The 24,375-nt window shown below is 68.4% G+C and carries 21 protein-coding genes and 5 pseudogenes; 13 read left to right on the forward strand and 13 right to left on the reverse strand.

What is annotated here, in order from left to right:
• Positions 1-24: 24 nt before the first annotated feature.
• The gene (locus tag GAS53_RS06100) at positions 25-810 is read left to right on the forward strand and encodes an SAM-dependent methyltransferase (protein WP_151476384.1); all 786 of its coding nucleotides are present in this window, start codon (positions 25-27) and stop codon (positions 808-810) included.
• Positions 811-829: 19 nt separating this feature from the next.
• Here the strand turns inward: GAS53_RS06100 and GAS53_RS06105 are convergent, their stop codons facing one another.
• Entirely contained in the window at positions 830-1,531 is a 702-nt protein-coding gene (locus tag GAS53_RS06105) for a class I SAM-dependent methyltransferase (RefSeq protein WP_151476385.1), read from the reverse strand.
• Between the two features lie 305 nt (positions 1,532-1,836).
• Between GAS53_RS06105 and GAS53_RS56080 the strand changes: the two are divergent.
• Positions 1,837-2,211: pseudogene (locus GAS53_RS56080) on the forward strand (RICIN domain-containing protein); the annotation flags it as partial.
• 138 nt (positions 2,212-2,349) lie between these two features.
• Positions 2,350-3,117, forward strand: coding sequence for a pectate lyase (locus GAS53_RS56085; RefSeq protein WP_225858776.1), 768 nt, complete (start codon positions 2,350-2,352; stop codon positions 3,115-3,117).
• A gap of 175 nt (positions 3,118-3,292) precedes the next feature.
• On the opposite strand, the gene GAS53_RS06115 is transcribed toward GAS53_RS56085, so the two are convergent.
• From GAS53_RS06115 to GAS53_RS06135, 5 genes and pseudogenes are all read right to left on the reverse strand, one after another.
• Positions 3,293-3,763 (reverse strand): pyridoxamine 5'-phosphate oxidase family protein, encoded by a 471-nt coding sequence (locus GAS53_RS06115; RefSeq protein WP_151476386.1) that lies wholly within the window; start codon positions 3,761-3,763, stop codon positions 3,293-3,295.
• A gap of 1 nt (position 3,764) precedes the next feature.
• Positions 3,765-3,956: a hypothetical protein gene (locus tag GAS53_RS06120; protein WP_151476387.1), complete on the reverse strand. Its 192-nt coding sequence runs from the start codon at positions 3,954-3,956 to the stop codon at positions 3,765-3,767.
• Positions 3,957-4,185: 229 nt separating this feature from the next.
• On the reverse strand, positions 4,186-5,010 hold the full coding sequence (locus GAS53_RS06125) for an SAM-dependent methyltransferase (RefSeq protein ID WP_151476388.1): 825 nt from the start codon (positions 5,008-5,010) through the stop codon (positions 4,186-4,188).
• Between the two features lie 190 nt (positions 5,011-5,200).
• Positions 5,201-5,344, reverse strand: a pseudogene (locus GAS53_RS06130) (cysteine hydrolase); the annotation flags it as partial.
• A 92-nt stretch (positions 5,345-5,436) separates the two neighbouring features.
• A complete protein-coding gene (locus GAS53_RS06135) occupies positions 5,437-5,763 on the reverse strand; it encodes an antibiotic biosynthesis monooxygenase family protein (protein ID WP_151476437.1) in 327 nt (108 codons plus the stop codon).
• A 301-nt stretch (positions 5,764-6,064) separates the two neighbouring features.
• On the opposite strand from GAS53_RS06135, the gene GAS53_RS06140 reads away from it, so the two are divergent.
• From GAS53_RS06140 to GAS53_RS06155, 4 genes are all read left to right on the forward strand, one after another.
• A complete protein-coding gene (locus GAS53_RS06140) occupies positions 6,065-9,439 on the forward strand; it encodes a pyruvate carboxylase (RefSeq protein WP_192582987.1) in 3,375 nt (1,124 codons plus the stop codon).
• Positions 9,440-9,573: 134 nt separating this feature from the next.
• Positions 9,574-10,176 carry a LamG domain-containing protein gene (locus GAS53_RS06145; protein WP_151476389.1) on the forward strand — a complete coding sequence of 201 codons (603 nt, stop codon included), beginning with the start codon at positions 9,574-9,576 and terminating at the stop codon, positions 10,174-10,176.
• 10 nt (positions 10,177-10,186) lie between these two features.
• Entirely contained in the window at positions 10,187-10,933 is a 747-nt protein-coding gene (locus tag GAS53_RS06150) for a fibronectin type III domain-containing protein (RefSeq protein WP_192582979.1), read from the forward strand.
• Positions 10,934-11,039: 106 nt separating this feature from the next.
• Entirely contained in the window at positions 11,040-11,726 is a 687-nt protein-coding gene (locus GAS53_RS06155) for an NUDIX domain-containing protein (RefSeq protein ID WP_151476440.1), read from the forward strand.
• Here GAS53_RS06155 and GAS53_RS06160 read toward each other — a convergent pair.
• Positions 11,692-12,126 (reverse strand): annotated as a pseudogene (locus tag GAS53_RS06160) (DUF4037 domain-containing protein); the annotation flags it as partial. The gene GAS53_RS06155 and the pseudogene GAS53_RS06160 sit on opposite strands and share 35 nt — an antisense overlap.
• A 106-nt stretch (positions 12,127-12,232) precedes the next feature.
• Here GAS53_RS06160 and GAS53_RS06165 point away from each other — a divergent pair.
• From GAS53_RS06165 to GAS53_RS06190, 6 genes and pseudogenes are all read left to right on the forward strand, one after another.
• Positions 12,233-12,547 (forward strand): annotated as a pseudogene (locus GAS53_RS06165) (transposase); the annotation flags it as partial.
• Between the two features lie 18 nt (positions 12,548-12,565).
• Entirely contained in the window at positions 12,566-12,883 is a 318-nt protein-coding gene (locus GAS53_RS06170; RefSeq protein ID WP_225858777.1) for a stealth conserved region 3 domain-containing protein, read from the forward strand.
• An 88-nt stretch (positions 12,884-12,971) separates the two neighbouring features.
• Positions 12,972-13,715, forward strand: coding sequence for an NUDIX hydrolase (locus GAS53_RS06175; protein WP_151476391.1), 744 nt, complete (start codon positions 12,972-12,974; stop codon positions 13,713-13,715).
• Entirely contained in the window at positions 13,716-14,879 is a 1,164-nt protein-coding gene (locus GAS53_RS06180; RefSeq protein WP_151476392.1) for a 5'-methylthioadenosine/S-adenosylhomocysteine nucleosidase family protein, read from the forward strand.
• Positions 14,876-16,867 (forward strand): hypothetical protein, encoded by a 1,992-nt coding sequence (locus GAS53_RS06185; protein WP_192582980.1) that lies wholly within the window; start codon positions 14,876-14,878, stop codon positions 16,865-16,867. Before GAS53_RS06180 ends, GAS53_RS06185 begins: the two co-directional genes overlap by 4 nt.
• A gap of 87 nt (positions 16,868-16,954) precedes the next feature.
• Positions 16,955-17,494, forward strand: a complete 540-nt coding sequence (locus GAS53_RS06190) for a hypothetical protein (RefSeq protein WP_151476393.1) — start codon at positions 16,955-16,957, stop codon at positions 17,492-17,494.
• A gap of 383 nt (positions 17,495-17,877) precedes the next feature.
• Here GAS53_RS06190 and GAS53_RS06200 read toward each other — a convergent pair whose 3' ends face one another.
• From GAS53_RS06200 to GAS53_RS06225, 6 genes and pseudogenes are all read right to left on the reverse strand, one after another.
• Positions 17,878-18,108, reverse strand: a complete 231-nt coding sequence (locus tag GAS53_RS06200; protein WP_404829176.1) for a GNAT family N-acetyltransferase — start codon at positions 18,106-18,108, stop codon at positions 17,878-17,880.
• Between the two features lie 25 nt (positions 18,109-18,133).
• Positions 18,134-18,328: pseudogene (locus tag GAS53_RS56090) on the reverse strand (DUF4037 domain-containing protein); the annotation flags it as partial.
• A gap of 40 nt (positions 18,329-18,368) precedes the next feature.
• Positions 18,369-19,151 carry a sulfite exporter TauE/SafE family protein gene (locus GAS53_RS06210; protein ID WP_151476395.1) on the reverse strand — a complete coding sequence of 261 codons (783 nt, stop codon included), beginning with the start codon at positions 19,149-19,151 and terminating at the stop codon, positions 18,369-18,371.
• A 193-nt stretch (positions 19,152-19,344) separates the two neighbouring features.
• Positions 19,345-19,965 carry an L-threonylcarbamoyladenylate synthase gene (locus GAS53_RS06215; protein ID WP_151476396.1) on the reverse strand — a complete coding sequence of 207 codons (621 nt, stop codon included), beginning with the start codon at positions 19,963-19,965 and terminating at the stop codon, positions 19,345-19,347.
• 156 nt (positions 19,966-20,121) lie between these two features.
• Entirely contained in the window at positions 20,122-21,525 is a 1,404-nt protein-coding gene (gene sthA / locus GAS53_RS06220; protein WP_151476397.1) for a Si-specific NAD(P)(+) transhydrogenase, read from the reverse strand.
• Positions 21,526-21,589: 64 nt separating this feature from the next.
• Positions 21,590-24,253, reverse strand: a complete 2,664-nt coding sequence (locus tag GAS53_RS06225) for a tetratricopeptide repeat protein (protein ID WP_151476398.1) — start codon at positions 24,251-24,253, stop codon at positions 21,590-21,592.
• Positions 24,254-24,375 lie beyond the last annotated feature (122 nt).

A 24,375-nucleotide genomic window follows, 5' to 3' on the forward strand; every position in this document is an offset into this window, starting at 1 on the left:
GTCGGATCAACTCGGGGAGCCCTCATGCCAATTGAAGCGTCACTCATCAACCACAACGTGCCGCATTCCGCCCGGATCTGGAACTACTGGCTGGGCGGCAAGGACTGCTACGAGATCGACCGACAGGTCGGTGACCAGATCGTCGAGGCCAACCCGGAGATCCTCGACATCGCCCGCGCCCAGCGGGCTTTCCTGGTGCGCACCGTGGAGTTCCTCGCCCGGGAGGCGGGCATCCGCCAGTTCCTTGACGTCGGCACGGGCCTGCCCACCGCCGACAACACCCACGAAGTCGCGCAGCGTATCGCCCCCGAGACGCGGATCGTCTACGTCGACAACGACCCCATCGTGCTGGCCCACGCCGAGGCACTACTCGTCAGCACCCCTGACGGGGCCACGGACTACATCGACGCCGACGTCCGCGACCCCGAGACGATCCTGCGAAGTGCCGCCAAGACGCTGGACTTCACCCGGCCCATCGCCCTCGTGATGCTGGGCATCACCGCCCACATGACCGACGACAGCGCGTACGAGATCGTGGGACGCCTGGTGAACGCCCTGCCGTCCGGGAGCTACCTCGTGCTCTGCGACGACACCGAGGTGATCAATCCAGAGGCCATGCGCGAAATGATCAGGCAGTGGAACGAGGCGGGCGACAATCCGCGCATCAACCGCAGCCCGGAGCAGCTCGCCCGGTTCTTCGACGGCCTGGAGCTGCTCGACCCCGGTCTGGTGTCGGTGTCCCGGTGGCGTCCCACAACGGCAGACCTCCCGGAGGTCGACGACTTCGGGGGCGTGGGCCGCAAGGGCTAAGCGCGGTCGTCGCTTCCCGTCAGGCTCCGGGACGGTAGTACGACGCGACGGCCGGCTGGCCGGTGTAGTTGGGGCCGGCGTGCGGGTCGGCGCCGAGGTAGGTGAAGGGCAGGGTGACGGAGCGGCCGCCCCGCAGGCTCAGGCGGTGGTGGCGGGCCGAGTACTGGAAGCCGGCGGCGCGCAGGGCCGCCAGGACCGGGCGGGAGGCGTCGCTGCCGTCGGGCCGGCGCAGCGTCGAGGGGTCGAGATGGGCGACCAGCAGGCCGGTGCCGGTGAGCCAGGAGGCGGCCCGCTCCAGCAGGGCGAGCCGGTCGCCGATGTAGTGCAGCCCGTGCACGCAGGTGATGAGGTCGTAGCGGCGTCCTGGAGACCACAGGCCGAGGTCCGCGGTGATGAGTTCGAGGCCGTCGGGCAGTGCTGTCCGCAGCATGGGGCCGACCAGGTCCACACCGGTGATCGCTGCGTGTGGGAGTCGCTGTGCCGCCGCGCGGAGGGCGAGCCCTTCGCCGCTGCACAGGTCCAGCCAGGACGGGGCGGGGCCGTGCTCGTGCAGGAAATCGGCGGGAGCGAAGCCGAGTTCGCGGGTGTAGCTGTTGACGCCCGTCAGGACCCGTTCGCGGTTCATGGTGCTGTTGGCCACCACGGAATGGCCGGACAGCTCCTCGTCCTTGATCAACTGGGGCGGCGGTTGGGTCGCTGTCGGCGAAGTACCGTCGATCATCGCCCCATTGTGCGGCACCGCGGCACCGCGGACGGGGCGAGGCGGACGCGTGCATGGTCGAGCAGCTCTGTGCGGTGGCATGCGGTTCGGAGTTTCCGTCGCGGAGACGTGTGCGGCAACCTTTGGCCGAGCGGTGGCGACCAGTGGGTGAGGAGTTCCACGAACTGCCGAACGAAGGTCACCGCGTGAGTCCAAGAGCAGCCCTGCACCGCCGGCCACGGAGCAGGAGAACCAACCGTCGCACCGTTCTGACCGGTGTGGCGGCCACCGCCCTGGTCGGGGGCGCGATCACCGGCGGAATACTGATGACGGCATCGGCCTCCGGGCCGAGCGAGGGCACGTACCACCTGGTGAACGCCGCCGACGGGCAATGCCTCGCCGTGCCGTCCGCCGACACGGCGAGCGGCGTACAGCTGAACCAGGCGGCATGCGGCGGCGCCGCCGACCGGACCTGGCAACTGGTCGCAGCCGACGGCGGGTTCACCGTGCGGGCAGCGCACAGCGGACTGTGCGCCGGGGTCAAGGACGCGTCGAGGTCGGCGGGCCAGGCAGTACAACAGCAGAACTGCGACGGCGGAACCTCGCAGGTCTGGAAGCTGAGGCACGTGAAGAACGCGTACCACTTGGTCAACGGCGAGAGCAGCAGGTGCCTGGACGTCAAGGCCCGTCGGGCGCAGCAGAACTCCTGCGACAAGATGGCCAGCAAGAGCTGGGAGCTCAAGGCGGTCAAGGGTTGGTCCTCGCCGTCCGCTTCGGCGTTGCCCTCAGCCTCGCGCTCGACGTCCTCTCCATCCTCGTCGCCCCCTCCCTCGGCGTCGGTGTCGGCGAGCAAGACCGCAGCCGCTTCCAAGTCCCCGAAGGCCACCGCCACGCCTTCGCCCCCGAGCGCTGCCCTCGGTTCCTGGCCCACCGCCACCGCGGGGAAGCCGGTGACCTCCACCATCACAGTCTCCGGGAGCTACGACGGCGGCCTGAAGCGTTTCTACGGCTCGGGCGCGCTCGGCGGCGACAGCCAGGACGAGGACCAGGACCCGGTCTTCGAACTCGCCGACGGAGCCACGCTGAAGAACGTCATCCTCGGCGCGCCGGCCGCCGACGGCGTGCACTGCCTGGGCAGCTGCACCCTGCAGAACGTGTGGTGGGAGGACGTGGGCGAGGACGCGGCCACCTTCAAGGGCACATCGCCCTCGGCCACGTACGTCGTCGCCGGTGGCGGCGCGAAGAAGGCGGACGACAAGGTCTTCCAGCACAACGGTGCCGGAACGCTGACCATCAAGAACTTCCAGGTCGCCGAGTTCGGCAAGCTCTACCGCTCGTGCGGCAACTGCGACACGCAGTACAAGCGCCACGTCGTGATCAACAACATCAGGGTGACCAGCCCCGGGAAGGTCCTGGTCGGCGTCAACGCCAACTACGGGGACACCGCCACCCTCTCCGGTGTGACGGTCGTCGGGGACGGCGGCAGGGAGATCACCATCTGCGAGCGCTTCCAGGGCAACACCACCGGCGCGGAGCCGGACAAGGTCGGCAGCGGCCCGGACGGCACGCACTGCCGCTACAGCGCATCGGGCATCGCCTACAGGTGACCCGACGACATCGTGATGCGTGTCCTCGCTCGGAAGCGGTGCCGGGCCGGGACACGCGGTCACGGTGTCGCGTCACGAGCTGTCGACTCCGCCGTGCGTCGACTGAGCCCTGCGTGCGTCGACAGATCCCTGCGTGCGTTGACTCAGTCTTGCGATGACGGCCGGTACCGGTGACTCAGACGAGGCGGACGGGGATGCGGTGATCCGGCTGGCCGTCCTTGGCGAGGATGGAGTGGTCTTCAGCCACCGCGCGGTACAAGCGCAGGCCGGAGCCGTCTTGTACGTCGCCGACTGTCCATACCCTGCCTCCGTGCGCCACCGAGCGGCGGGAGAAGACCTCGATCGCGTTCTCCGCCTCCGGGCCGTCCACCGGCTCGGCGACGGCGGACATGTACACGCCTTGTCCGGTGCCGATCGGTACCGACGAGTCGAAGACCGCGATGCCCACCTGGGGTCGCACCGCGATGTTGCGTGAATGGGTGGCCTGCGGCGAGGAGAGCCAGAAGAACTCGCGGCATTCCCGGTGAGCGAAGTACACCGGCGAGCTCCACGGCAGCCCCGCGCGGTCGGCGGTGGCGAGCACCAGGTACCTGTTCGTGTCGATGATGCCGCGTGCGATCTCGGCCGGCGTTCCACTGAACTGCATGTCAACGGCTCCTGCGGTAGGTGAGCGTGAAGTCCTGCTTCCATGTGGTCGAGTCGTCGGTCGACGTCTCCCAGGCGCCACGGATGGTGTCGCCGTCGTCGCCGAGATGCCCGGTGAACCGCTGCCGGAACGCCAGCGGCGAAAAGTCCGGCGTCTCACGCAGGAGTCGCCACACCCCGTCGGCGAAGCTCATCGTCGATCGTCGACGCTCGTCGGAAGTAGTGACGACAGCGGGGAGAGAAACTCATCGATCCTGCCACGAGGGACGCCGATCCGGCGGACCTTTACACGGTGGCCGGTCCGTCGTGGATCCCGGAGGAGGTGACGGGGCGCAGGCCGGTGACTCCGTTGACTCCGCGGCGACCCGCAGCTGGGCCTCCCCTGGGGGGGGCGCCCGCGCCCTGCCGCAACCGCGGGACGCCCTACGGCTTTTTCGCCACGCCGCAGAACTGTGTCACGTCCACGATCTCGGCCTCTGTCGCGACCGGGCGCCAGCGCGAGCAGGAGACGACACCTGGCTCGAGCAGCTCCACACCGTCGAAGAACCCCAGCAGCTCCTCGCTGGTGCGCAGGGTCATCTGCGCCGAGCCCTGGCTGTTCCAGTAGCGCACCGCCTCCGTCATCGCCGCGCCGTCCACGTCGGTGGTGGGATGGGAGATCACCAGATAACTGCCGGACGGCACGGCGTCCAGGAGCCGGCGGACGACGGCCTGGGCCTGCTCGGTGTCGATGATGAAGTTCAGGACGCCGAGCAGATTGAGGGCGACCGCTCTGCTGAAGTCCAGGGTCTGGGCCGCGCGTTCCAGGATGGTGTCCGGGTCGTGCACGTCGGCGTCGATGTAGTCCGTGACCCCCTCGGGGGTACTGGTGAGCAGCGCATGGGCGTGGCTGAGAACGATGGGGTCGTTGTCCACGTAGACGATCCGGCAGGTCGGGTCGACCCGTTGTGCGACCTCGTGAGTGTTGTCGACGGTCGGCAGGCCTGTGCCGATGTCGAGGAACTGCCGAATGCCCACCTCACCGGCGAGGAGTTCCACGGCCCGTGTGAGGAACTGCCGGTCGGCCACGGCAGAGCGGGGCAGCCCCGGTACGAAACCCAGGATCTGGTCCCCGACTTCCTGGTCGACGGGGTAGTTGTCCTTGCCGCCCAGCCAGTAGTTCCAGATCCGGGCAGAGTGCGACACATCAGTGCGGAGCCGGGTCATCCGCGCGGAGCCTTCGTCGTGGGGCAGTGAAATATCTGACATGCCTGGGGTCTCCTTTTGGCCACCACTGATCAGTACGGTGCCCAACCTAGACGCCCACTGTCCTGCTTACATCCGCTTCGCCAACTACTGGGAGCAGACGCGTGGTTCACCCGGTGATGGCGTGGTGTACGGGCCGTGTGATGCCTGCCGCGCCCACGGATACCGGCCGCTCGGAACCTCACCGGCACCGTCAGGGCGCCGCGGCCCAGTCGGCCACCATCGTGACATCGGCCTGCTGGGGGAACAACAGCACGACGCCACTCGTGGCGATACCGGTGAGGACCAGGTGATCGATGTCGCCGGCCCGCAGGACCATGTCGAGGTGCGGCGCCGATCGCCTCGCGCAGGCGCGGCAGGGAGGCGGGACCGGGGTAACAGCATGCCCCTTTGACACTCAGGCCAAAGGGGCACGCTGCCTCACGAATCTCAACCCCGCTGCGGCTCAGCCTGCTGAATCACCTCGAAGGTCCACAGAGTCGAATCCGTCGCCGCCGGCTTCGGGCGCTGGCCTTCTCCGGTTCCGCCGCCGTGCGACGCCTGCGCGCGGCCGGACATCCAGTTCTGGAAATCCTCCTCGCTCCGCCAGCGGGTGTAGACGAGGTAGGTGTCGGTTCCTTCCACCGGACGGAGGAGTTCGAACCACTCGAAGCCGTCCGAGCCTTCCACCGCGCCCGCCCGAGCGGCGAACCGCTTCTCCAGGGTTTCGCGCTGGTCCTCAGGAACCGTAAGCACATTGATCTTTACGACGCTCATGGTGCTCATTTTCCATGAGCGCTTGCTAAGCGCGCAGTAAGGGATGGCGGAAGTTCCGGCATGAACCACGGTCAGGGGAGGCTTTCACCGCTTGCCGGACGACCGCCGGGATCTTTTGGGCGGGGCCCGCTGTCCGCGTGCCGGATGGCCGCCTCGTGTGCCGGTTCTCCCGGAGCCTGGCCATGGTCGTCGTCGGACGGGTCCGCCGGAGGCTGCCGTGTGAGTGGCCCGGTTCACATGGCGCGACGCGGGCGTCGCCGACACCATGGTGTTCCTCACCGGCAGGCTGAAGGGATCGTTCATGTTCCGCAAGGTGCTCGTCGCCAACCGCGGGGAGATCGCGATTCGCGCGTTCCGCGCCGGCTATGAACTGGGCGCGAGAACGATCGCCGTCTTCCCGCACGAGGACCGCAACTCACTGCACCGGCTGAAGGCCGACGAGGCGTACGAGATCGGCGAACCCGGGCATCCGGTGCGGGCCTACCTCTCCGTCGAGGAGATCATCCGCGCGGCCCGCCTGTCCGGCGCCGACGCCGTCTACCCGGGCTACGGGTTCTTGTCCGAGAACCCCGAGTTGGCCCGCGCCTGCGAGGAAGCGGGCATCACGTTCGTCGGTCCGAACGCGCAGACCCTCGAGCTGACCGGGAACAAGGCGCGCGCGGTGGCCGCCGCCCGCGCGGCCGGCGTACCCGTGCTCGGTTCCTCGGCGCCCTCCACCGACCTGGACGAACTCGTCCGCGCCGCCGACGACGTCGGCTTCCCGGTGTTCGTCAAGGCGGTCGCGGGCGGCGGCGGGCGCGGGATGCGGCGGGTCGAGGATCCCGCCGCGCTGCGCGAGTCCATCGAGGCGGCGTCCCGCGAGGCCGCGTCCGCGTTCGGCGACCCCACCGTCTTCCTGGAGAAGGCCGTCGTCGACCCCCGGCACATCGAGGTGCAGATCCTCGCCGACGGGCACGGCAACGTCATCCACCTCTTCGAGCGCGACTGCTCGGTGCAGCGCCGCCACCAGAAGGTGATCGAACTCGCCCCCGCCCCGAATCTCGACCCGGAGCTGCGGGAGCGGATCTGCGCCGACGCGGTGGAGTTCGCCCGGCAGATCGGCTACCGCAACGCGGGCACCGTGGAGTTCCTCCTCGACCGCGACGGCAACCACGTCTTCATCGAGATGAACCCGCGCATCCAGGTCGAGCACACGGTGACCGAGGAGGTCACCGACGTCGACCTCGTACAGGCGCAGCTGCGGATCGCCGCCGGCGAGACGCTGGCCGACCTCGGGCTGTCGCAGGAGACCGTCGTCCTGCGCGGCGCCGCCCTGCAGTGCCGGATCACCACCGAGGACCCGGCCAACGGCTTCCGCCCGGACACCGGCAGGATCAGCGCCTACCGTTCGCCGGGCGGCTCCGGCATCCGCCTCGACGGCGGCACCACCCACGCCGGCACGGAGATCAGCGCGCACTTCGACTCGATGCTGGTCAAACTGACCTGCCGGGGCCGGGACTTCACGACCGCCGTCAACCGTGCCCGGCGTGCCGTGGCCGAGTTCCGCATCCGCGGCGTGTCCACGAACATCCCGTTCCTGCAAGCCGTTCTGGACGACCCGGACTTCCAGGCCGGACGGGTCACGACCTCGTTCATCGAGCAACGACCGCACCTGCTCACCTCGCGCCACTCCGCCGACCGCGGCACCAAGCTGCTCACCTACCTCGCCGATGTCACGGTGAACAGGCCGCACGGCGAGCGCCCCGAACTGATCGACCCCACGACCAAGCTGCCGCGCGTCACCGACACCGAGCCGCCCGCCGGGTCGAAGCAGCGGCTCACCCACCTCGGCCCGGAGGGCTTCGCACGGTGGCTGCGCGAGTCACCGGCCATCGGTGTCACCGACACCACGTTCCGCGACGCCCACCAGTCGCTGCTCGCCACCCGCGTCCGTACGAAGGACATGCTCGCCGTCGCCCCGGTGGTGGCGCAGAGCCTGCCGCAGCTGCTGTCCCTGGAGTGCTGGGGCGGCGCCACGTACGACGTCGCCCTGCGTTTCCTCGCCGAGGATCCCTGGGAGCGCCTGGCCGCCCTGCGCGAGGCCGTACCGAACATCTGCCTGCAGATGCTGCTGCGCGGCCGCAACACCGTGGGCTACACGCCGTACCCGACCGAGGTGACCGACGCCTTCGTCCAGGAGGCCGCTGCCACCGGCATCGACATCTTCCGGATCTTCGACGCGCTGAACGACGTCGGGCAGATGCGGCCCGCCATCGAGGCCGTACGGGAGACCGGAACGGCCGTCGCCGAGGTCGCCCTGTGCTACACCTCGGACCTCTCCGATCCGTCGGAGCGGCTGTACACCCTGGACTACTACCTGCGCCTGGCCGAGCAGATCGTGGACGCGGGCGCCCACGTCCTGGCCGTCAAGGACATGGCGGGTCTGCTCCGCGCTCCGGCCGCCGCGACGCTCGTCTCCGCGCTGCGCAGGGAATTCGACCTCCCCGTCCACATCCACACCCACGACACCGCGGGCGGGCAGCTCGCCACCTACCTCGCGGCGGTGCAGGCCGGCGCGGACGCGGTGGACGGCGCGGTGGCGTCCATGGCGGGTACCACCTCCCAGCCGTCACTGACGGCGATCGTGGCCGCGACCGACCACTCCGAACGGCCGACCGGGCTCGACCTGAGGGCGGTCGGGGACCTGGAGCCGTACTGGGAGAGCGTCCGGAAGGTGTACGCGCCGTTCGAGGCGGGCCTGAGCTCGCCGACCGGGCGCGTCTACCACCACGAGATCCCCGGCGGACAGCTCTCCAACCTGCGGACCCAGGCGATCGCGCTCGGTCTCGGCGACCGTTTCGAGGAGATCGAGGCGATGTACGCCGCCGCGGACGGCATCCTGGGCCACCTGGTGAAGGTCACCCCGTCGTCGAAGGTGGTCGGCGATCTCGCTCTGCACCTGGTCGGCGCCGGGGTCGCACCCGAGGACTTCGAGGCGACGCCCGGCAGGTTCGACATCCCCGACTCCGTCATCGGCTTCCTGCGCGGCGAACTGGGCAACCCGCCCGGCGGCTGGCCGGAACCCTTCCGCACCAAGGCGCTGGAAGGCCGAGCCGACCCGAAGCCCATGCAGGAACTGACCGCCGAGGACCGTGCGGGACTGGAGAAGGACCGGCGCGGCACGCTCAACCGGCTGCTGTTTCCGGGGCCGACGCGGGACTACGAGACCCACCGTCAGACCTACGGCGACACCAGCGTCCTGGACAGCAAGGACTTCTTCTTCGGGCTGCGTCCCGGGAAGGAGTACGCGGTCGACCTCGAACCCGGCGTACGGCTCCTCATCGAGCTGGAGGCCATCGGCGAGGCCGACGAGCGCGGCATGCGCACCGTGATGTCCACCCTCAACGGCCAGCTGCGGCCCATCCCGGTACGCGACACCGCGGTCGCGTCCGACATCCCGGCGACCGAGAAGGCCGACCGGGCCAACCCCGGTCATGTCGCCGCGCCCTTCGCCGGAGTGGTGACGCTCGCGGTCGCCGAGGGCGACGAGGTGGCGGCCGGTACCACGGTGGCCACCATCGAGGCGATGAAGATGGAAGCCGCGATCACCGCCGCGAAGACCGGGAAGGTGTCCCGGCTGGCCATCAACCGGATCCAGCAGGTGGAAGGCGGCGATCTCCTCGTCGAGATTGCGTGAACCGACGTCGTGACGCATGTCGGCTCTCTTGACGGCCAGTTGGTCTAGTCCTACCGTCCAGGCAGCCGTTCAAAAAGGCAGTCATCGTTCATGTCCGTGAATGATGGCGATCCCCCCACACCCAGGGAGCCGACATGCTCACGCGCCTCAGAGCGCTCACCGTGACCGGTGCCGTATGCGCTTCAACGTTCCTGGCCGCTCCGAACGCCCTCGCCGAAGTCGAACCCGGCGGCTGGACGTCCGTCTCGCCCACCTACAACGTGCAGGAGCGCGGCTGCGGACAGGTCGACGGCCTGACCTTCCGGCTCACCTGCTCCACGGCCGGCGGAGACCAGCGGGCCGAGCGACGGTACGCCACCTACACCGGAGGCACCCGGCAGTTCGAGGGCTACTTCCGGATCAGCAGCCTCAGCGGCACCAGGATCAGCCTCAAGCAGACGTTCAACGAGTCCGCGGCGGGCCCGTACTTCATGCTCGCGGTCGAACGCGGCGGACGGCTGTACGCGGTCCACGGCGGGGACACGCTGTCGAACGCGGGCACGGTCGGAGCCACCGTCCGCGTCAACACCGTTCACCAGGTGGGCAGTTCGCACCGCACCTACATCAACGGCTCACTGCAGCACACGTATGCCAGCCCCGGCGGCAGCTTCTACGACAAGTTCGGCGCCTACCGGACCAACAGCGGCAACGGTCCGGCCACCGTGGTGTGGAGCAACGTCCGCTTCTGGCGCAAGTAGCCAAGAACGCATGAGTGTTCCCGTGCGCATCGCGGTGCCGACAGCGCTTGTCCTCGCCTTCGTGACGGCGCTGTCGGCCTGCTCCGCGACGCAGACGACAGACGAGGACGGCACCTCGAGTGCTGTGCTGCGTGCCGAGCGCGTCTCGCCGACCGACATCGAACTGCGCTGGCAGGGCGGCGAGTCGGGCACCTCCGGTCACCTCCTCGAATTCGCGACGGAGGAGTCGGGTCCGTACACCGTCCTGCAGTACCTGTCACCGCAGGTGACGAACTACCGGCACCCTGACCTGATCCCCCGCACCACGTTCTTCTACCGGCTGCGCGCCTTTCGCGGTCCCGCCTCGGAGCCGGTGAGCGTCACCCTGCCCGAGGGGGAGCTCACGGCAGCGGACGAGGAAGCCGGCCACGACTGGCTGCCCGCCCGCAAGGATCCGAAGCGGGCCGTCCCGGGTCGGCCCCTCCGGCTCACCGGTGCCGGAGCGCCCACCGATCTCAAGGCCGCGGTCAAGCATGCGAACGGCATCCTCTTCACCTGGACGGACCACGCCTCCGACGAGGCCGGCTTCCTGCTGGAGGCTCGCAGCCCGAACAGCTCCGGGTACGAACCCCTCGTGGTCCTCGATCCCGACATCAACTCCACCGGGCTGATCACCCTGCCCACCGAGAAGGAGGCGTCGTACCGGATCCGCGCCTTCACCTACGGCGTGCGGTCGAACGTGGTCCATCTGACCACGGGCGAGTCCACCGATGAATGACATGCCTGACACGGGCGGGAGCAGGATGGTAGAAGCAGGGCATGACCATATGTTCCACCTCCACCGCCCCCTGCGCCCCCTGCACCTCTTCTCCGGCCGGCGCACGATGACCGCGGGCATCGACACCCCCGACGGCAGGGGCCGAACCGGACTCGACCGGGTCGGCCTGGACCTGACGGGAAACCCCCGCGTCAAGGTCCGGGACGTGAAACTGCTGTCCTGCCACTGGTACGTGGAGCGCACCACGACCTTCGACTTCCAGCACGCCGACGGCACCTGGTCCACCCAGGAGCGCGAGACGCACGACCGCGGCAACGGCGCCACCATCCTGCTGTACGACGCCGAACGCGAAACCGTGCTGCTCACCCGGCAGTTCCGCTATCCCGTGTACGTGAACGGACACCCGGACGGGATGCTCGTCGAGACCCCCGGCGGACTGCTCGACGAAGATGACGAACATCCGGAGGTCGCCGTACGGCGCGAGGTCATCGAGGAGACCGGGCACACGGTCGGCGAGGTCCAGCGCGTCTTCGACGTCTACATGAGCCCGGGATCGGTCACAGAGCGCGTCACCTTCTACGCCGCCTCGTACGGACCGGCCACCCGCACCCACGAAGGCGGGGGCCTCGACGAGGAAGGCGAGGACATCGAGATCGTCGAACTGCCCTTCCGCCAGGCCCTCTCCATGATCCGCACCGGCGAGATCGCCGACGCGAAGACCATCATGCTGTTGCAGTGGGCGGCACTGGAAGGGCCGTTCAGCGGGCCGGGGGGACCGTCACCTCGGGGTTAGGACGTCCCATCGCGAACGTCGCCGCGCGGACGGCGCCGGGCCGGCTGACGAGGTCGGTGCAGTCTGCCCATTGGTCCACGCTGCCCACCAGGGGCAGCTCACGAAGTTCCGGGTCCGTGACGGTCTGCGCCAGGGCTTGGGCGAAGCGTTCGGCGTGCAGGACCAGGAAGGGACGTGCGTGGTAGAGCCGGCGCTTCGGGTCCACAGGGTTGGTCAGTCCCGATGCGTTCTGCAGCGAGGCAACAGTCTCGTAGGCATCGCCCAGATGCCCTTCCCGAGTGCGGTAGTCCGTCGCCGCCAGCACCCCGCGCAGTGACGGAGCGAGTGACTCGGCCGCCGCCAGTTGTCGGAACGCGCTGCCGAGCCACTTGCTGTAAGGGGCATAGCGGCGCTCCATCAATGAAAAGTGCGTTGAACTGGGGAATCTCCTCTTCGTAGTTCTCACCGATCGACTCCATTTCCCAGCTCATGTGCCCTGGATGTGCCTTGGGGCTCTCGCTCGTGGGCTGGACGGGTCCCGCTGCGCGATCGACTCCGTCAGCGTCCGCGCCCTCAAAGGGGGCATCTGACGGGACCGAATCCGATCGTGGCAAGAACGGATCGCAGATCCACCTCGACCGCCACGGGTTGCCCCTGTCGATCGGCATCTCCGCAGCGAACCCCTACGACAGCCAGGCCCTCTTCCCCCTGGTCCGGGGCATACCGCCCATCCGCTCACGTCGCGCCCCCGGCGCCGACGACCCGGCAAGCTACACGGAGACAAGGGCTACGACTACCGGCACCTGCGGCTCTGGCTGTTCTCCCGCGGCATCCCGCACCGGCACATAACTCATAAATCCCTGCACACCCCCCACCTCCAACTCCGCTCCCTGATGCATGAGAGGGAATCCCTCGGCATCGAACAACTGACGAAGACCACTCACTCCCGCTTCCGAGCGACCACCGACATAGCCCCGGCCTCCACACTCCACCACCACTGGGTCATCGCAGCCGCCCGAGCCGTGCCTCACCGACGTGGACACACCCCCGTCTGCCCCCAGGCAGCACTCCACACCTTCCTGGAATGCGAGTACCCGTTCCCGAGCCGCTCCGAGTCAACACCGAACAAGCAGGCCACGATCGGCCCGCGCCTGGCTGCGGAGCGGATTACGAGTTGACCGTTCGTGGCGCTCCGCCATGAAGCACCAGCGGCCTCTGTGGCGTTCTTCTTGTCAAATTGACAAGAACCGAAGTACCGTAAGTGGCATGCAAGTTGACGAGTGGTCACCCCCGCCCGTGCTACTGACGGTCGATCTCGTGATCCTGACGCTGCGTGAGGGGCGACTGTGTGTCCTGCTCGTGGAGCGGGGCGAAGATCCTTTTCAGGGCATGCCGGCTCTGCCCGGCGGATTCCTCAATCACGCTGGTGAGGAGATCCTGGACGCTGCCCACCGTGAATTGAGTGAGGAAACCGCTCTGGTTGCCGGGTCGGTGCATCTTGAACAGTTGGCCACCTACGGGGACGCAGGCCGTGATCCACGGGGACGGGTCGTTTCCGTGGCCCACTTGGCGATCGCGCCGGGACTCCCCGAACCGGTCGCGGGAACGGATGCCATGGATGCTGCGTGGGTTCCCGCGGACTCCGTCCTGTCCGGTGAGGTGGAACTGGCCTTCGATCACCGCCGGATCGTGACGGACGGAATCGAGCGTGCGCGAACCAAGCTCGAATTCTCGGCACTGGCCACGGCATTCTGCGGAGAAATCTTCACCATAGTCGAGTTGCAGCGGGTGTACGAGGCGGTTTGGGGCACCGAACTCGACACCCGTAATTTCTACCGGAAAGTCCAGGCCGTAAAGGGATTCATCGTCCCCGCCGGCTCGGGACGTAGGAGCACAGGAGGACGGCCCGCGCGGCTGTACCGGGCCGGGCCGAAGACGGTGTTGCTCCCGCCACTGATCCGACCTGTGCCGTCCACGACGGAAGAGGACACGAGAGAGGAAGGGGATTAGATGTCGAAAGACCTGGTGGTGATTCTCACCGCCCTCAATCTCGAGTACCAGGCTGTGCGCCGGAAACTGGCCAGTCCGCAGGTGCACCGTCATGAGCGTGGGACGCGGTTCGAAGTGGGAACCGTGCAGGGCACTTCATGTCGTGTCGCGCTCGCTCTGACGAACAAAGGGAATCATTCCGCCGCGGTGATCGCTGAGCGCGCGATACAGGAGTTTTCGCCGGTGGCCGTGTTGTTCGTCGGCGTCGCCGGTGCCCTGTGGGACACCGCCAGGCTGGGCGACGTGGTGATGGCGACACACGTGTACGCCTATCACGGCGGGACCAGCGAAGACGACGGACTCAAGGCCCGTCCCCGGGTGTGGGAGGCGGCGCACGGCATCAGCCAGATCGGCTCGCATCTTGCTCGCGTGAACGACTGGGCCGACGACACGGCTGGTCATGGGGGCGCGCCGCAGGTGCACTTCGGCGCGATCGCCGCCGGCGAGGTCGTACAGAACTCGACGATCTCGGCCGAGGCGCGGTGGATCCGGCAGCACTACAACGACGCGCTCGCGATTGAGATGGAGGCCGCCGGTGTGGCGCAGGCCGGTCATCTCAACGGGGCGCCGGTGGCCGTCATCCGGGGAATCAGCGACCGGGCGGACGGTACGAAGAGCAGCGCGAAGGACCGTAACTCGCAACCACGGGCCGCGGTGAACGCGGCGGCGTTCGCCGCACGGCTGGCCGTGGAACTGGTGGGAGAACAGGAGCAGATCGCAATGTCCCAGGCAGACAGGGCCCATACGGCCGACAGGCATAAAGGGCACGTCAGCAACACCGCCCATAACAGCACCGTTGGCATTATGGCCGGATCGGTCAACGAGAGCAGCGTCTACTTGCACGCGGACCCGAAGGTGACCAGTCCGGCGGACCTTGTCGCGGAACTGGACGGTTTCCGTGAGCACCTGAAGCGTCACCACGCCGAGGGCACCCTCGACGAGGACACCTACCGAGAGGCACTGGCCGAGCTGGGCTTTGCCCGCCGGGCGGCAAGGGAGAAGACTCCCGAATCGTCCAAGAGGGCGACCATGGCATTAAAGAGGTTACGCGGTCTGACCGCAGAGTTTCCCGAGCTGGTGGCCAGACTGGCACCACTGGTTGTTGCGGCGGGTGACTTGTCATGAACGACGGCAGCAGTGGCACGCACAATTCGGCCGCATACGGCTCCACCGTCGGAATCCAGGCCGAGACCGTACACAACTCCACCGTCAACATCGTTCATCCGGATGCATCGCCTCAGGAAAAGTACAAGGTCGGTGTGCGGTTCCTGGAGGATGGCGTCCCCAGCCGTGCTCGCGACATGATCAGTGACGCGATCGCCCACGGGCACGACAACGCGGAGGTCCGTTTCCACTGGGTGCTTGCCATGCTCAGTGCACGCGCCTACCACGACCTCGGCACCGAAGAACGCCAGCGGCTGCACCATGCCTCCGGGCTCATAGGGAGCTACGCCGAGGGAGAGTGGAAGGACGCTCTGCGCGTCGTTTTCGAGCTGCTGGCGATGCTCAGCACTGCGGACGGCGAAACAGGACGCGTACTGGAGCGGTTGCGAGCCCTGTCACCGCGCCAGCGTGACGAGATCCTCCACCACCTCGACCTCGTACTCACCGGAGGGCTGAAGGACAGCCTGTGGGCCGAGTACCGCGAGCGGGCCGAGGCAACTCGCTTCGGCAACGACCGGGTCCAACGGGTCTGGGCCTATTTCGAACCCGACCCCATCGGGCCACGGGCCCTGCCGCCCCGTCCGAGCACCGCTGCTGCCGCCCGGACAGCCCTCCCCGTCCGCGCCGGCCTGTTCGTCGTCGCCGCCGCATTCCTCTGGATCTTGGCGCTGGTCGCGGATCCGGCTGCGGCAGTCATCGAGTTACTGGTGGCGCTCGGTGCGGGCCTGACTGCGGCTCACTTCGGCCCCCGATGGTGGTACCAGGAACATCATCTGAAGGCCAAGAAGCGTGAGTCCCACATCTCGCACACGGGCGCCCCTGCCTCTACTGGGGACGGGTTCACCAACCGCGTCCGTCATTCGTTCGACCACTACTTCAGTACCCGCGTGCCACACGGATTCGCCCCGCACGAATGGCTCGGCCATACCGTCCACATCCGCAACAGCCTCGTCGCCGAGATCGCGCTTCTCTACCGCGAGAGCCGAATCAGCGTGGACCGGGTCAACTGGCTGATCCGCTATCTCGCTGAGGACGCCCGAGACCGCCACAGCAACGGCACTCTGTTCGATCACCGCCACCAGAACCAGACGTCGGCGGTGGCGGTGGCGAAGGCGCTGTGCGTGGTCGCCCTCACCACTCTCGGCATCATGACTCTGGCCCTGCTCGGAGCAGTGGCCTCAGGTGCCGGCGCGTCGCAGATGCTGCTGGCCATCCTGGCCGTAGGCGTTGCGGTCTGGTCCGGACGCGCGGCTGCGTCCTCGTGGCTGGAGGCTCGGGGTGAAGAGCGCCGAATGGCCGAGGAAACCCAGGAATATCAAGAGCGGCTGACCGCGCGGCAAGGCGCGTACCAGAACTGGAAGTCGTTCCTGGACACCACGCGACCCAGTGAGCTGGAAATGGAGACCTGGCTCACCTGCGACAAGACGCTGTTCGTTGACGAAGCACTCCGCCACTACCAGCTCACCTGGCGCGACCTGATCACCCACACCATCCTGATGACACCCGCACGCCCCTACAAGCGAGGGCGTGTGAAGGGCGGTCCTTGGCGATACTCGCGCTACAGCTTCCGTCTTTTCCTGGTCACACAGGATGGCGTTCGTGAAATCAGCACGGAATTCGATTTTACCGACGCAAAACGCGGGAACGAGCAGCGAAGCAACTACAGGTTCGACGCGTTGTCCTCGGTACAGGTCACAGAACGCGCCCATGTCGGATACGACCTGGAGCTCGTCCTCACCAACGGGCCGGCCAGGAATATTCGTGTCAAAGACGCCGACACCCATCAACTGGCGCCGGACGAAAACGCGGAGGAAATCGCCGAAATCAACCTCAATTCGGCTGGTTTCATCCACACCTTCCGTCTCCTGGAAGGAATCGCGGCGGACGGAAAGGGTTGGATCGAACGAAACAACCCGAACAACCTGCCGCCCTTCCGTGCTGCCGACTGAGTCTTCCGGGCCCTCAGGGCGGGCAGGGGCCGAAGCGCCGGAGCCTGCCCGCCCACTCATCAGCCCAGCCGGAACCCGAGCTTAGGAATGGCCGTGGCCGCCACTGAGGACGTCACCGAGAGCAGACTGCTGCTGGCCGAGTACGACCGCATCAAGGAGGAGCAGAGAACCCGGATTGGCTTCCGTGACAACCTGCTCTACTTCACGCTCGCCGCGTCCACCGCGGTCCTGGCGGTCACTGTCCAGAGCAGGCAGGCTCAACTGCTGCTCGCCGTCCCTGTGATCTGCCTGGTCCTGGGCTGGACCTACCTGGTCAACGACCAGAAGATCTCGGCGGTCGGCTGCTACATCCGCGACCAGCTGGGACCGCGGCTGGCCGAGCTCAGCGGCGCCCACGGCGCAGTGTTCGGCTGGGAGATCTACCACCGCGACGATGCGAGCCGCACCACACGTAAGCGACTACAGACCGCTGTGGATTTGTTCACGTACTTGGCCTTGCCGATGATCTGCGTGACCGCATTCTGGTGCTCTCCCGCCGTCGAGCCTTTACTCGTGATCGTCTCCCTCGCACAGACACTTGCCCTGGCCGTACTGGGCTGGCAGTTCCTGCGCTATGCGGAGCGGTAGTGCTGCTCTACCGCCCCGCTTCACGTTCAATTCGCCGTCCCGGCCGGCACGGCCGAGTAACCGCCTCCGCGGCGCTGGGCTGCCCGCCGTGTAGCTCGGACCGTGCACCGGCTGCCGCCGGCTGAGGCGGCGCAACTACGTACGCCGAAGGGCCACACCGCTAACGGTGGGCCCTTCGGCATCGTGCCCGGTCAGGCACTGGCGGAGATACGAGACCCGAACTAATGAGGGAGCGCACCGTCCGTCATGTCCGACGGATACCGTCGCACCCGATCGGGATGGTGTCGCCGCCGAGCAGGAAGTGCCAGCGGATGTGTATGGCGCTTACGAGCGACTTGCGCGGGCCGGGTTCGACAGCCGTCTCGTCACTGGCTGACGGCGACTCAGTCCCGAAGGCCTTTGACCATGACCGCGTACACCGGGGGGTCGGCGAACGGCTGCTGTTTGCCGACCTTGGCGTACCCCCATGACTCGTAGAGCGCCTGCACCTTGGGGTGGGTCAGGGCAACCAGGAGTACGGCGAGGTCTTCAGTGCGCTCCTTCAGCAGGGCTTTGTGGAGGCGTTCGGAGATGCCCTGCTTGCGCCGACTCGGGCGCACCATCACCTCGGACACGGCGTAGGTGGAGGAGTAGCCGTTGTTCGGCTCGCGGGCCCCACTCGTGATCCGCGGACCGTGGTGTGTCGAAGCCCAGTACCTCCGAACCGCTGCCCACACGGGCGGCCGCGTACGGCAGTCCCGGGTATCCGTCCCGAAGAACCGGCCGCACTGCTTCCTCGTACAGGATCTTGGACAGCTCGATGCCGGGCAGGAACTCGGCGTCGGAGATCGTCATGACTCAACTGTGCTGGACGCTCTCCCATCGAGACCAGCGGTTATTGTGCGCCGCCCTGGCGAAGCAGCAATTGGGCGAGAGCGACGGCTCCGATGGTGACGATGAGGGTCCGTAGGACCGCGGCGCTGACGCGGCGGCCCACGGCGGCCCCTAGCTGGGCCCCGAGCGCGGAACCGGACGCGATCAGTGCGACGGCTGTCCAGTCGAAGTCCGCGACGAAGAGGAAGAAGACCGCGGCGACCGTGTTGACGACAGCGACGAGGACGTTCTTGATGGCATTCAGGCGTTGCAGGGTCTCGTCCAGGAGCATCCCCATCAGGGATATGTAGATGATTCCCTGCGCGGCGGCGAAGTAGCCGCCGTAGACGCTGGCGAGGGTCAGACCGGTGAACAGCAGCGGGCCGCCGTCACGGCGGGCGGGCCCGCCCGCCGACGCGCGGCGGCCGCGCAGGATCTTGCTGATCAGCGGCTGGAAGGCGACCAGTACGAGGGCGAGCCCCACCATGACCGGCACGATCGTCTCGAACGCCGTCGCGGGCAGGGCCACCAGGAGCGACGCGCCCGTGAGGCCGCCCAGCAGCGCGCCGACGCTCAGTTTCAGGATGCGCGGGCCCTGACCGCTGAGCTCCTTGCGGTAGCCGAAGGCCCCGCTGACGGCGCCGGGGATCAGGCCGAGCGTGTTGGAGACCGTGGCGGTGACGGGTGGCATACCGGTGGCGAGCAGCACGGGAAAAGTGATCAGCGTCCCCGAGCCGACGACGGCATTGACGGCACCGGCGCTCACACCGGCGGCGAATACGGCGAGAGCCTCCACCGGCGTCACGCGATGACACCCGCCGCGGCCGGCATCCGCCCTGCCTGCTGTCCTCCGACGCCCGATGACGTGTTCATGGAGCCGACGCTAGACGGTGCACGCTTCGGCGCCCACCGAACCGTGCGCCCGGTCGGCCGTCCTGGAGGGCGGGGAACACAGATCCGCTCCGGGACCGCGATCCATGAGGCCGTCGAGGGTGGCGTCATTCGAACCGTGATGTGTCGCCCGCTCCCTTGCGTACGATCTCGGCCTCGCCGCTGGAGAAGTCGATGACCGTCGTCGGCTCGGTGCCGCAGTCGCCGGAGTCGATCACCGCGTCGACGGCGTGATCGAGCCGCTCCTTGATCTCCCAGCCCTGGGTCATCGGTTCCTCCTCGTCGGGGAGGAGCAGGGTGCTGGACAGGAGCGGCTCGCCGAGTTCGGCGAGCAGGGCCTGGGCGACCACGTGGTCGGGGATGCGCACACCGACCGTCTTCTTCTTGGGATGGAGCAGCTTGCGCGGCACCTCCCTGGTCGCAGGAAGGATGAAGGTGTAGCTGCCGGGCGTCGACGCCTTGATGGCGCGGAACACATCCTTGTCGATGTGGACGAACTGGCCGAGCTGCGCGAAGTTCTGGCACACGAGGGTGAAGTGGTGACGGTCGTCGAGATCCCGGATCGCACGGATCCGGTCGATACCGTCACGACTGCCCAGCTGGCACCCCAGCGCGAAACAGGAGTCCGTGGGGTACACGACGAGCGCACCCGCGCGGATGGAGTCGGCGACCTGACTGATGGTCCGCTGCTGAGGATTTTCGGGATGAACGTCGAGGTACTTTGCCACCCGTTGAGCTTATGCCCTTGACCGGTGGCGCCGACGCAGGCCTGACGTCGAGTCCGGTTATCCCGCTTCCGGCGATCCTGCTGATGAAGTGATCCTGCCGAGGAGTCCGTCGCGGGGCCCGGGCGCCGGGCCCCACGGTCGGATGCGGTGGCTCGGTCAGTCCCTGAGCCGGTCGATCTGCCGGATCTTGTTGGTCGCGTCCAGGGCGGCGACCTTGTAGGACTCCGCGAGCGTCGGGTAGTTGAACACCGCGTCGACGAGGTAGTCGACAGTCCCGCCGCAGCCCATCACGGACTGCCCGATGTGGATCAGCTCGGTGGCGCCCGTGCCGAAGCAGTGCACGCCGAGCAGCTTCCGGTCGTCGGGGGAGACCAGCAGCTTGAGCATGCCGTGCGAGTCGCCGATGATCTGGCCCCGGGCCAGTTCGCGGTAGCGGGAGATACCGACCTCGAACGGCACGCAGTCCTCGGTGAGTTGGTCCTCGGTCTTCCCGATGAAGCTGATCTCCGGGATGGTGTAGATGCCGATCGGCTGGAGGTCGTGCATCCGGTTCACCGGCTCGCCGAACGCGTGGTACGTCGCCGTGCGGCCCTGCTCCATCGAGGTCGCGGCCAGTGCCGGGAAGCCGATGACGTCGCCGACGGCGTAGATGTGCGGCACTTCGGTGCGGTAGTGCTCGTCGACCTTGATCCGGCCGCGCTTGTCGGCGGACAGGCCCGCCTTGTCCAGGTCGAGGTCGTCGGTGAGGCCCTGTCGGCCCGCCGAGTACATGACGGCGTCGGCGGGGATCTTCTTGCCGCTCTCCAGGATGGTGAGGGTGCCCCGGGAGTGACGTTCGACCGCGGCGACGGTCTCCCCGAAGCGGAAGGTGACGGCCAGGTCCCGCAGGTGGTACTTGAGTGACTCGATCACCTCGACATCGCAGAAGTCGAGCATCCCCGGCCGCTGTTCGACCACCGTGATCTTGCTGCCGAGGGCGGCGAACATGGAGGCGTACTCCATGCCGATCACGCCGGCGCCGACGATGACCATGGAGCGCGGCACCCGCTCCAGGTTGAGAACGTTGTCGGAGTCCAGGATCGTGTGCTCGTCGAACTCGACGGTCGCGGGCCTGGCGGGGCGGGTGCCGGTGGCGATGATGATGTTGTCGGCGGTCAACAGTCGTTCGTGGCCGGTCACTTCACGCAGCGCGACGGTGTGGTCGTCGATGAAGCGGCCGGTGCCGGCGAAGAGGGAGACGTGGTTGCGGGAGAGCTGGTTGCGGATGACGTCGACCTCGCGGCCGACCACGTGCTGGGTGCGCGCGGTCAGGTCGCTGACGGTGATGTCCTCCTTGAGGCGGTAGCTCTGGCCGTACAGATCGCGCTGCGTGAGGCCGGTGAGATAGAGGACCGCCTCGCGCAGGGTCTTGGAGGGGATGGTCCCGGTGTGGATGGACACCCCACCGACCATGTCGGGACGGTCGATGACGGCGACCCGGCGGCCCAGCTTGGCCGCGGCGATGGCAGCCTTCTGGCCGCCCGGACCCGATCCGATGACGAGCATGTCGAAGTCTGGCACCCTCCGAAGTCTGTCAGCCCGAGGCTCTCGCCCGAAAGGGTGAACGGGCCTCAGTTGGTGCCGCTCACTGGAAATCGACCAGCTCCTGCCGGGTGCGCAGCGTCCAGGGATGCTCCTCGCCCAGATACCGGAGGCGGTCCTGGAGGATCGTCCGCAGCAGCCGGACGGCACGCGCCCGGTCGCCGGCCTCGCCGACGCACCGGGCATGGGCGTTGCGGCTGCCCAAGGTGGCGGGATGGTCGTCACCGAGGACGCGGGCCCGGTCCTGTACGAGGATTTCCAGCAGGTCGGCCGCTTCGGCGGCGCGGCCGGTGCTTCCCAGACAGCGCGCGTGGCCGCTGCGGGCGGCCAGCGTGTGCGGGTGATCGTCGCCGAGGACCGGCCGGCAGTCGTCGACCAGTTGCGCGTACAGCTCGACGGCCTCCTGGACCTGGCCGCGGCGGCCCGTGCTCCGGGCATGGGCGGCCCGGATGGCGAACAGATGCGGATGGCCTTCGTCGAGCACGGAACGGCTGTCGGTGAGGAGTTCGTCGAGCAGCCGGGCGGCCTGGTCGGGATCACCGGCCTCACCGGTGAAGAAGGCCCGGTAGCGCCGCCACACCAGGGCAACTGGCGTGCGGGAGCCGTGCGTTCCGCCGTCCCGCGCGCCGTCCCCGTTCGCGTCGGCGAGCAGTTCGGTGAGAAGAACGGCCGCCCTGGCGGGGTCCCCGGACTCACCGAGGAAGCGCGCGTGCCCGTGCCGAGCGGCGACGGTGTCGGGATGGTCCGCGTCGAGGACCTGGAGACAGTCCTGGATCAGCTCCTCGAACAACGCGGCGGCCTGCGCGGCATGTCCGGACTCACCCAGGAAGTGGGCATGGTGGCGGCGGTTGTTGAGCGTGTAGGGGTGGTACGGGCCCTGCGTACGGGTGCGGTCGGCGACCAGGCTCTCGAAGAGCCGGGCGGCATGCGCAGGGCGGCCCGCGTCGCCCAGCAGATAGGCATGGCCGTACCGCGTGCTGAGGGTGTGCGGATGGTCGGCGCCCAGCAACCGGGTGCGGTCGGCGAGCACGGCCTCGAACTCGGCGAGCGCCGGGCCGATCCGGCCGGATTCGCCGAGGAACAGGGCAAGGTTGTTACGGCTGTTCAGGGTGTGGGAGTGGTCGGCGCCCAGGACGCGCACCCGGTCGGCGACGACGCCGCGCAGCAGATCCACCGCCTCCGCGGGGCGGCCGGCCATGCCCACATACCGGGCGTAGGCGTTCCGGTTCTCCAGCGTCTCGCGGGCGTCCGGGCCCAGCTCGCTCGTCGACTCGGACACCAACTCCTCGTACAGGGCTGCGGCCCGCGCGGGGTTGCCCGCCTCGCCCACACAGGTCGCGTACCACTGCCGGGGCAGCCGTCCGCGGTCCAGGCCCGCCTTCTCGAACGCGGCCATGGCGTGCGAGAGGTCTCCGCGCTGATAGGCGGTGGTGCCGATGTTGAGCGCTTCCGTGGCGCCCGCGTGCTCGATGAGGGTCTCCCAGATCGCGGCCGGGATGCGCGGCGGAGGGACCTGCTCGTCGAGCGTGTGGTGAAGGTAGTCGAAGGCCTGGTGGTGGTCTCCGTCGTGGGGCAGCAGCAGGCTGGAGGTGGCGTGCAGCGGCTCGGTCGCCCAGGTCAGCGCGTCCTCCCAGGACTCCGGCCGCAGCGCCGTCCCGCCGCGCCGCTCCAGATACCCCTCGTGCATCCGGCGCAGGACCTCTGCCGGCAGCGGCTGGTGGTAGCCCACGCGACGGGCGTCCGCGGCGGCCGCCACCAGCGCGGCGGCCCGCGGATGGGTGCCGGTCGACCAGGCGTTGTGCCACTCGTCGAGCAACTGCGGTGCGGCGGCCAGGTATTCGGCCACCCCGTGCCCGTCCCGGCCGGCCCCGTTGACCGCCGCCCTGATCCGGGGATCGTCGGCGTGCCACTCGGCGCGGGCGATCTCGGCCGGGCTCCACCTACGGTCGATACGGACGGTCGTGGCCAGCCGGATCACCTCGCGGCCGCCGCGCAGGACATCGCGCCCCGGCTCGTCGTCGGCTCCGGACCGGGCCCCGAACTTGCCGTGCTGCTGGGCGCTCATCGTCGCCAGGATCACCACCCGGGCGCCCTCGGCGCCGAGCATCCGCTGCACCTGACCGGCCGTCAGTCCGCCGACGCCCAGGTAGACGTCCAGTTCGTCCAGCCACACCACCGCACGACGCATCCGTACGACGAGATCGACCAGCGAAACCATCGACTCCCGGCTGTCGGGGACGACGAGGCGGTACTTGGGAAAGTGCGCCCGCATCACCTCGTACGCGAGCCGCGACTTGCCCGCCGTCGACTCGCCGACCAGCAGCACGACCCCCTCACCCGCACTGAGGGCGGCCTCCACCTGCGGCATCATGTCCCGGTCGATGAACGCGGGAACCCGGCCGAGGCCCGCCGTGCCACCGCCGTTGGGTGCGGCCGGGTGCACGCCGAGCCAGACCGGGTCCCGCGCGTCGGCCACGGTCGGCACGCGACCGCGCCGCGACAACCGCAGCAGACCGGGCAGCGCCTGCTGCCGCGCCGCGACCCGGTCCAGCGCCTGGCCGCCCGAGGCCGCGGCAGCCCCCGCCGGTCCGGCGACGGCCGCGCCGGGCGTGCCGAGAAACGCGACGAGCACCGGCCGCGCCACGGCCGACAGCAACCGCACCAGCCCCGCCCCCATCGCCGCGAGCCGCCCTGCCCGCCATGCCATGTCACCACCCCCGTGCGGCTGTTGACCCTCCTGTTCCCGCTCGAAGGGCCGGTGTACCCACACGAGCGGTCGCCAGGACGGTCAACATCTCGCACGCCACCGTGTCCGGCGGGGAGGAGCAA

The organism is Streptomyces albicerus (genome assembly GCF_008905045.1).
Lineage (GTDB): Bacteria > Actinomycetota > Actinomycetes > Streptomycetales > Streptomycetaceae > Streptomyces > Streptomyces albicerus.

Bases quoted from the DNA above. Each gene is read 5' to 3' on its own strand.
- GAS53_RS06105 (WP_151476385.1), bottom strand. From the start codon at position 1,531: ATGATCGACGGTACTTCGCCGACAGCGACCCAACCGCCGCCCCAGTTG.
- GAS53_RS06100 (WP_151476384.1), top strand. From the start codon at position 25: ATGCCAATTGAAGCGTCACTCATCAACCACAACGTGCCGCATTCCGCC.
- GAS53_RS06190 (WP_151476393.1), top strand. From the start codon at position 16,955: ATGGCCGTGGCCGCCACTGAGGACGTCACCGAGAGCAGACTGCTGCTG.
- GAS53_RS06155 (WP_151476440.1), top strand. From the start codon at position 11,040: ATGACCGCGGGCATCGACACCCCCGACGGCAGGGGCCGAACCGGACTC.
- GAS53_RS06180 (WP_151476392.1), top strand. From the start codon at position 13,716: ATGTCGAAAGACCTGGTGGTGATTCTCACCGCCCTCAATCTCGAGTAC.
- GAS53_RS06115 (WP_151476386.1), bottom strand. From the start codon at position 3,763: ATGCAGTTCAGTGGAACGCCGGCCGAGATCGCACGCGGCATCATCGAC.
- GAS53_RS06125 (WP_151476388.1), bottom strand. From the start codon at position 5,010: ATGTCAGATATTTCACTGCCCCACGACGAAGGCTCCGCGCGGATGACC.
- GAS53_RS06145 (WP_151476389.1), top strand. From the start codon at position 9,574: ATGCTCACGCGCCTCAGAGCGCTCACCGTGACCGGTGCCGTATGCGCT.
- GAS53_RS06225 (WP_151476398.1), bottom strand. From the start codon at position 24,253: ATGGCATGGCGGGCAGGGCGGCTCGCGGCGATGGGGGCGGGGCTGGTG.
- GAS53_RS06140 (WP_192582987.1), top strand. From the start codon at position 6,065: ATGTTCCGCAAGGTGCTCGTCGCCAACCGCGGGGAGATCGCGATTCGC.
- GAS53_RS06120 (WP_151476387.1), bottom strand. From the start codon at position 3,956: ATGAGCTTCGCCGACGGGGTGTGGCGACTCCTGCGTGAGACGCCGGAC.
- GAS53_RS06135 (WP_151476437.1), bottom strand. From the start codon at position 5,763: ATGAGCGTCGTAAAGATCAATGTGCTTACGGTTCCTGAGGACCAGCGC.
- GAS53_RS06150 (WP_192582979.1), top strand. From the start codon at position 10,187: ATGAGTGTTCCCGTGCGCATCGCGGTGCCGACAGCGCTTGTCCTCGCC.
- GAS53_RS06185 (WP_192582980.1), top strand. From the start codon at position 14,876: ATGAACGACGGCAGCAGTGGCACGCACAATTCGGCCGCATACGGCTCC.
- GAS53_RS06175 (WP_151476391.1), top strand. From the start codon at position 12,972: ATGCAAGTTGACGAGTGGTCACCCCCGCCCGTGCTACTGACGGTCGAT.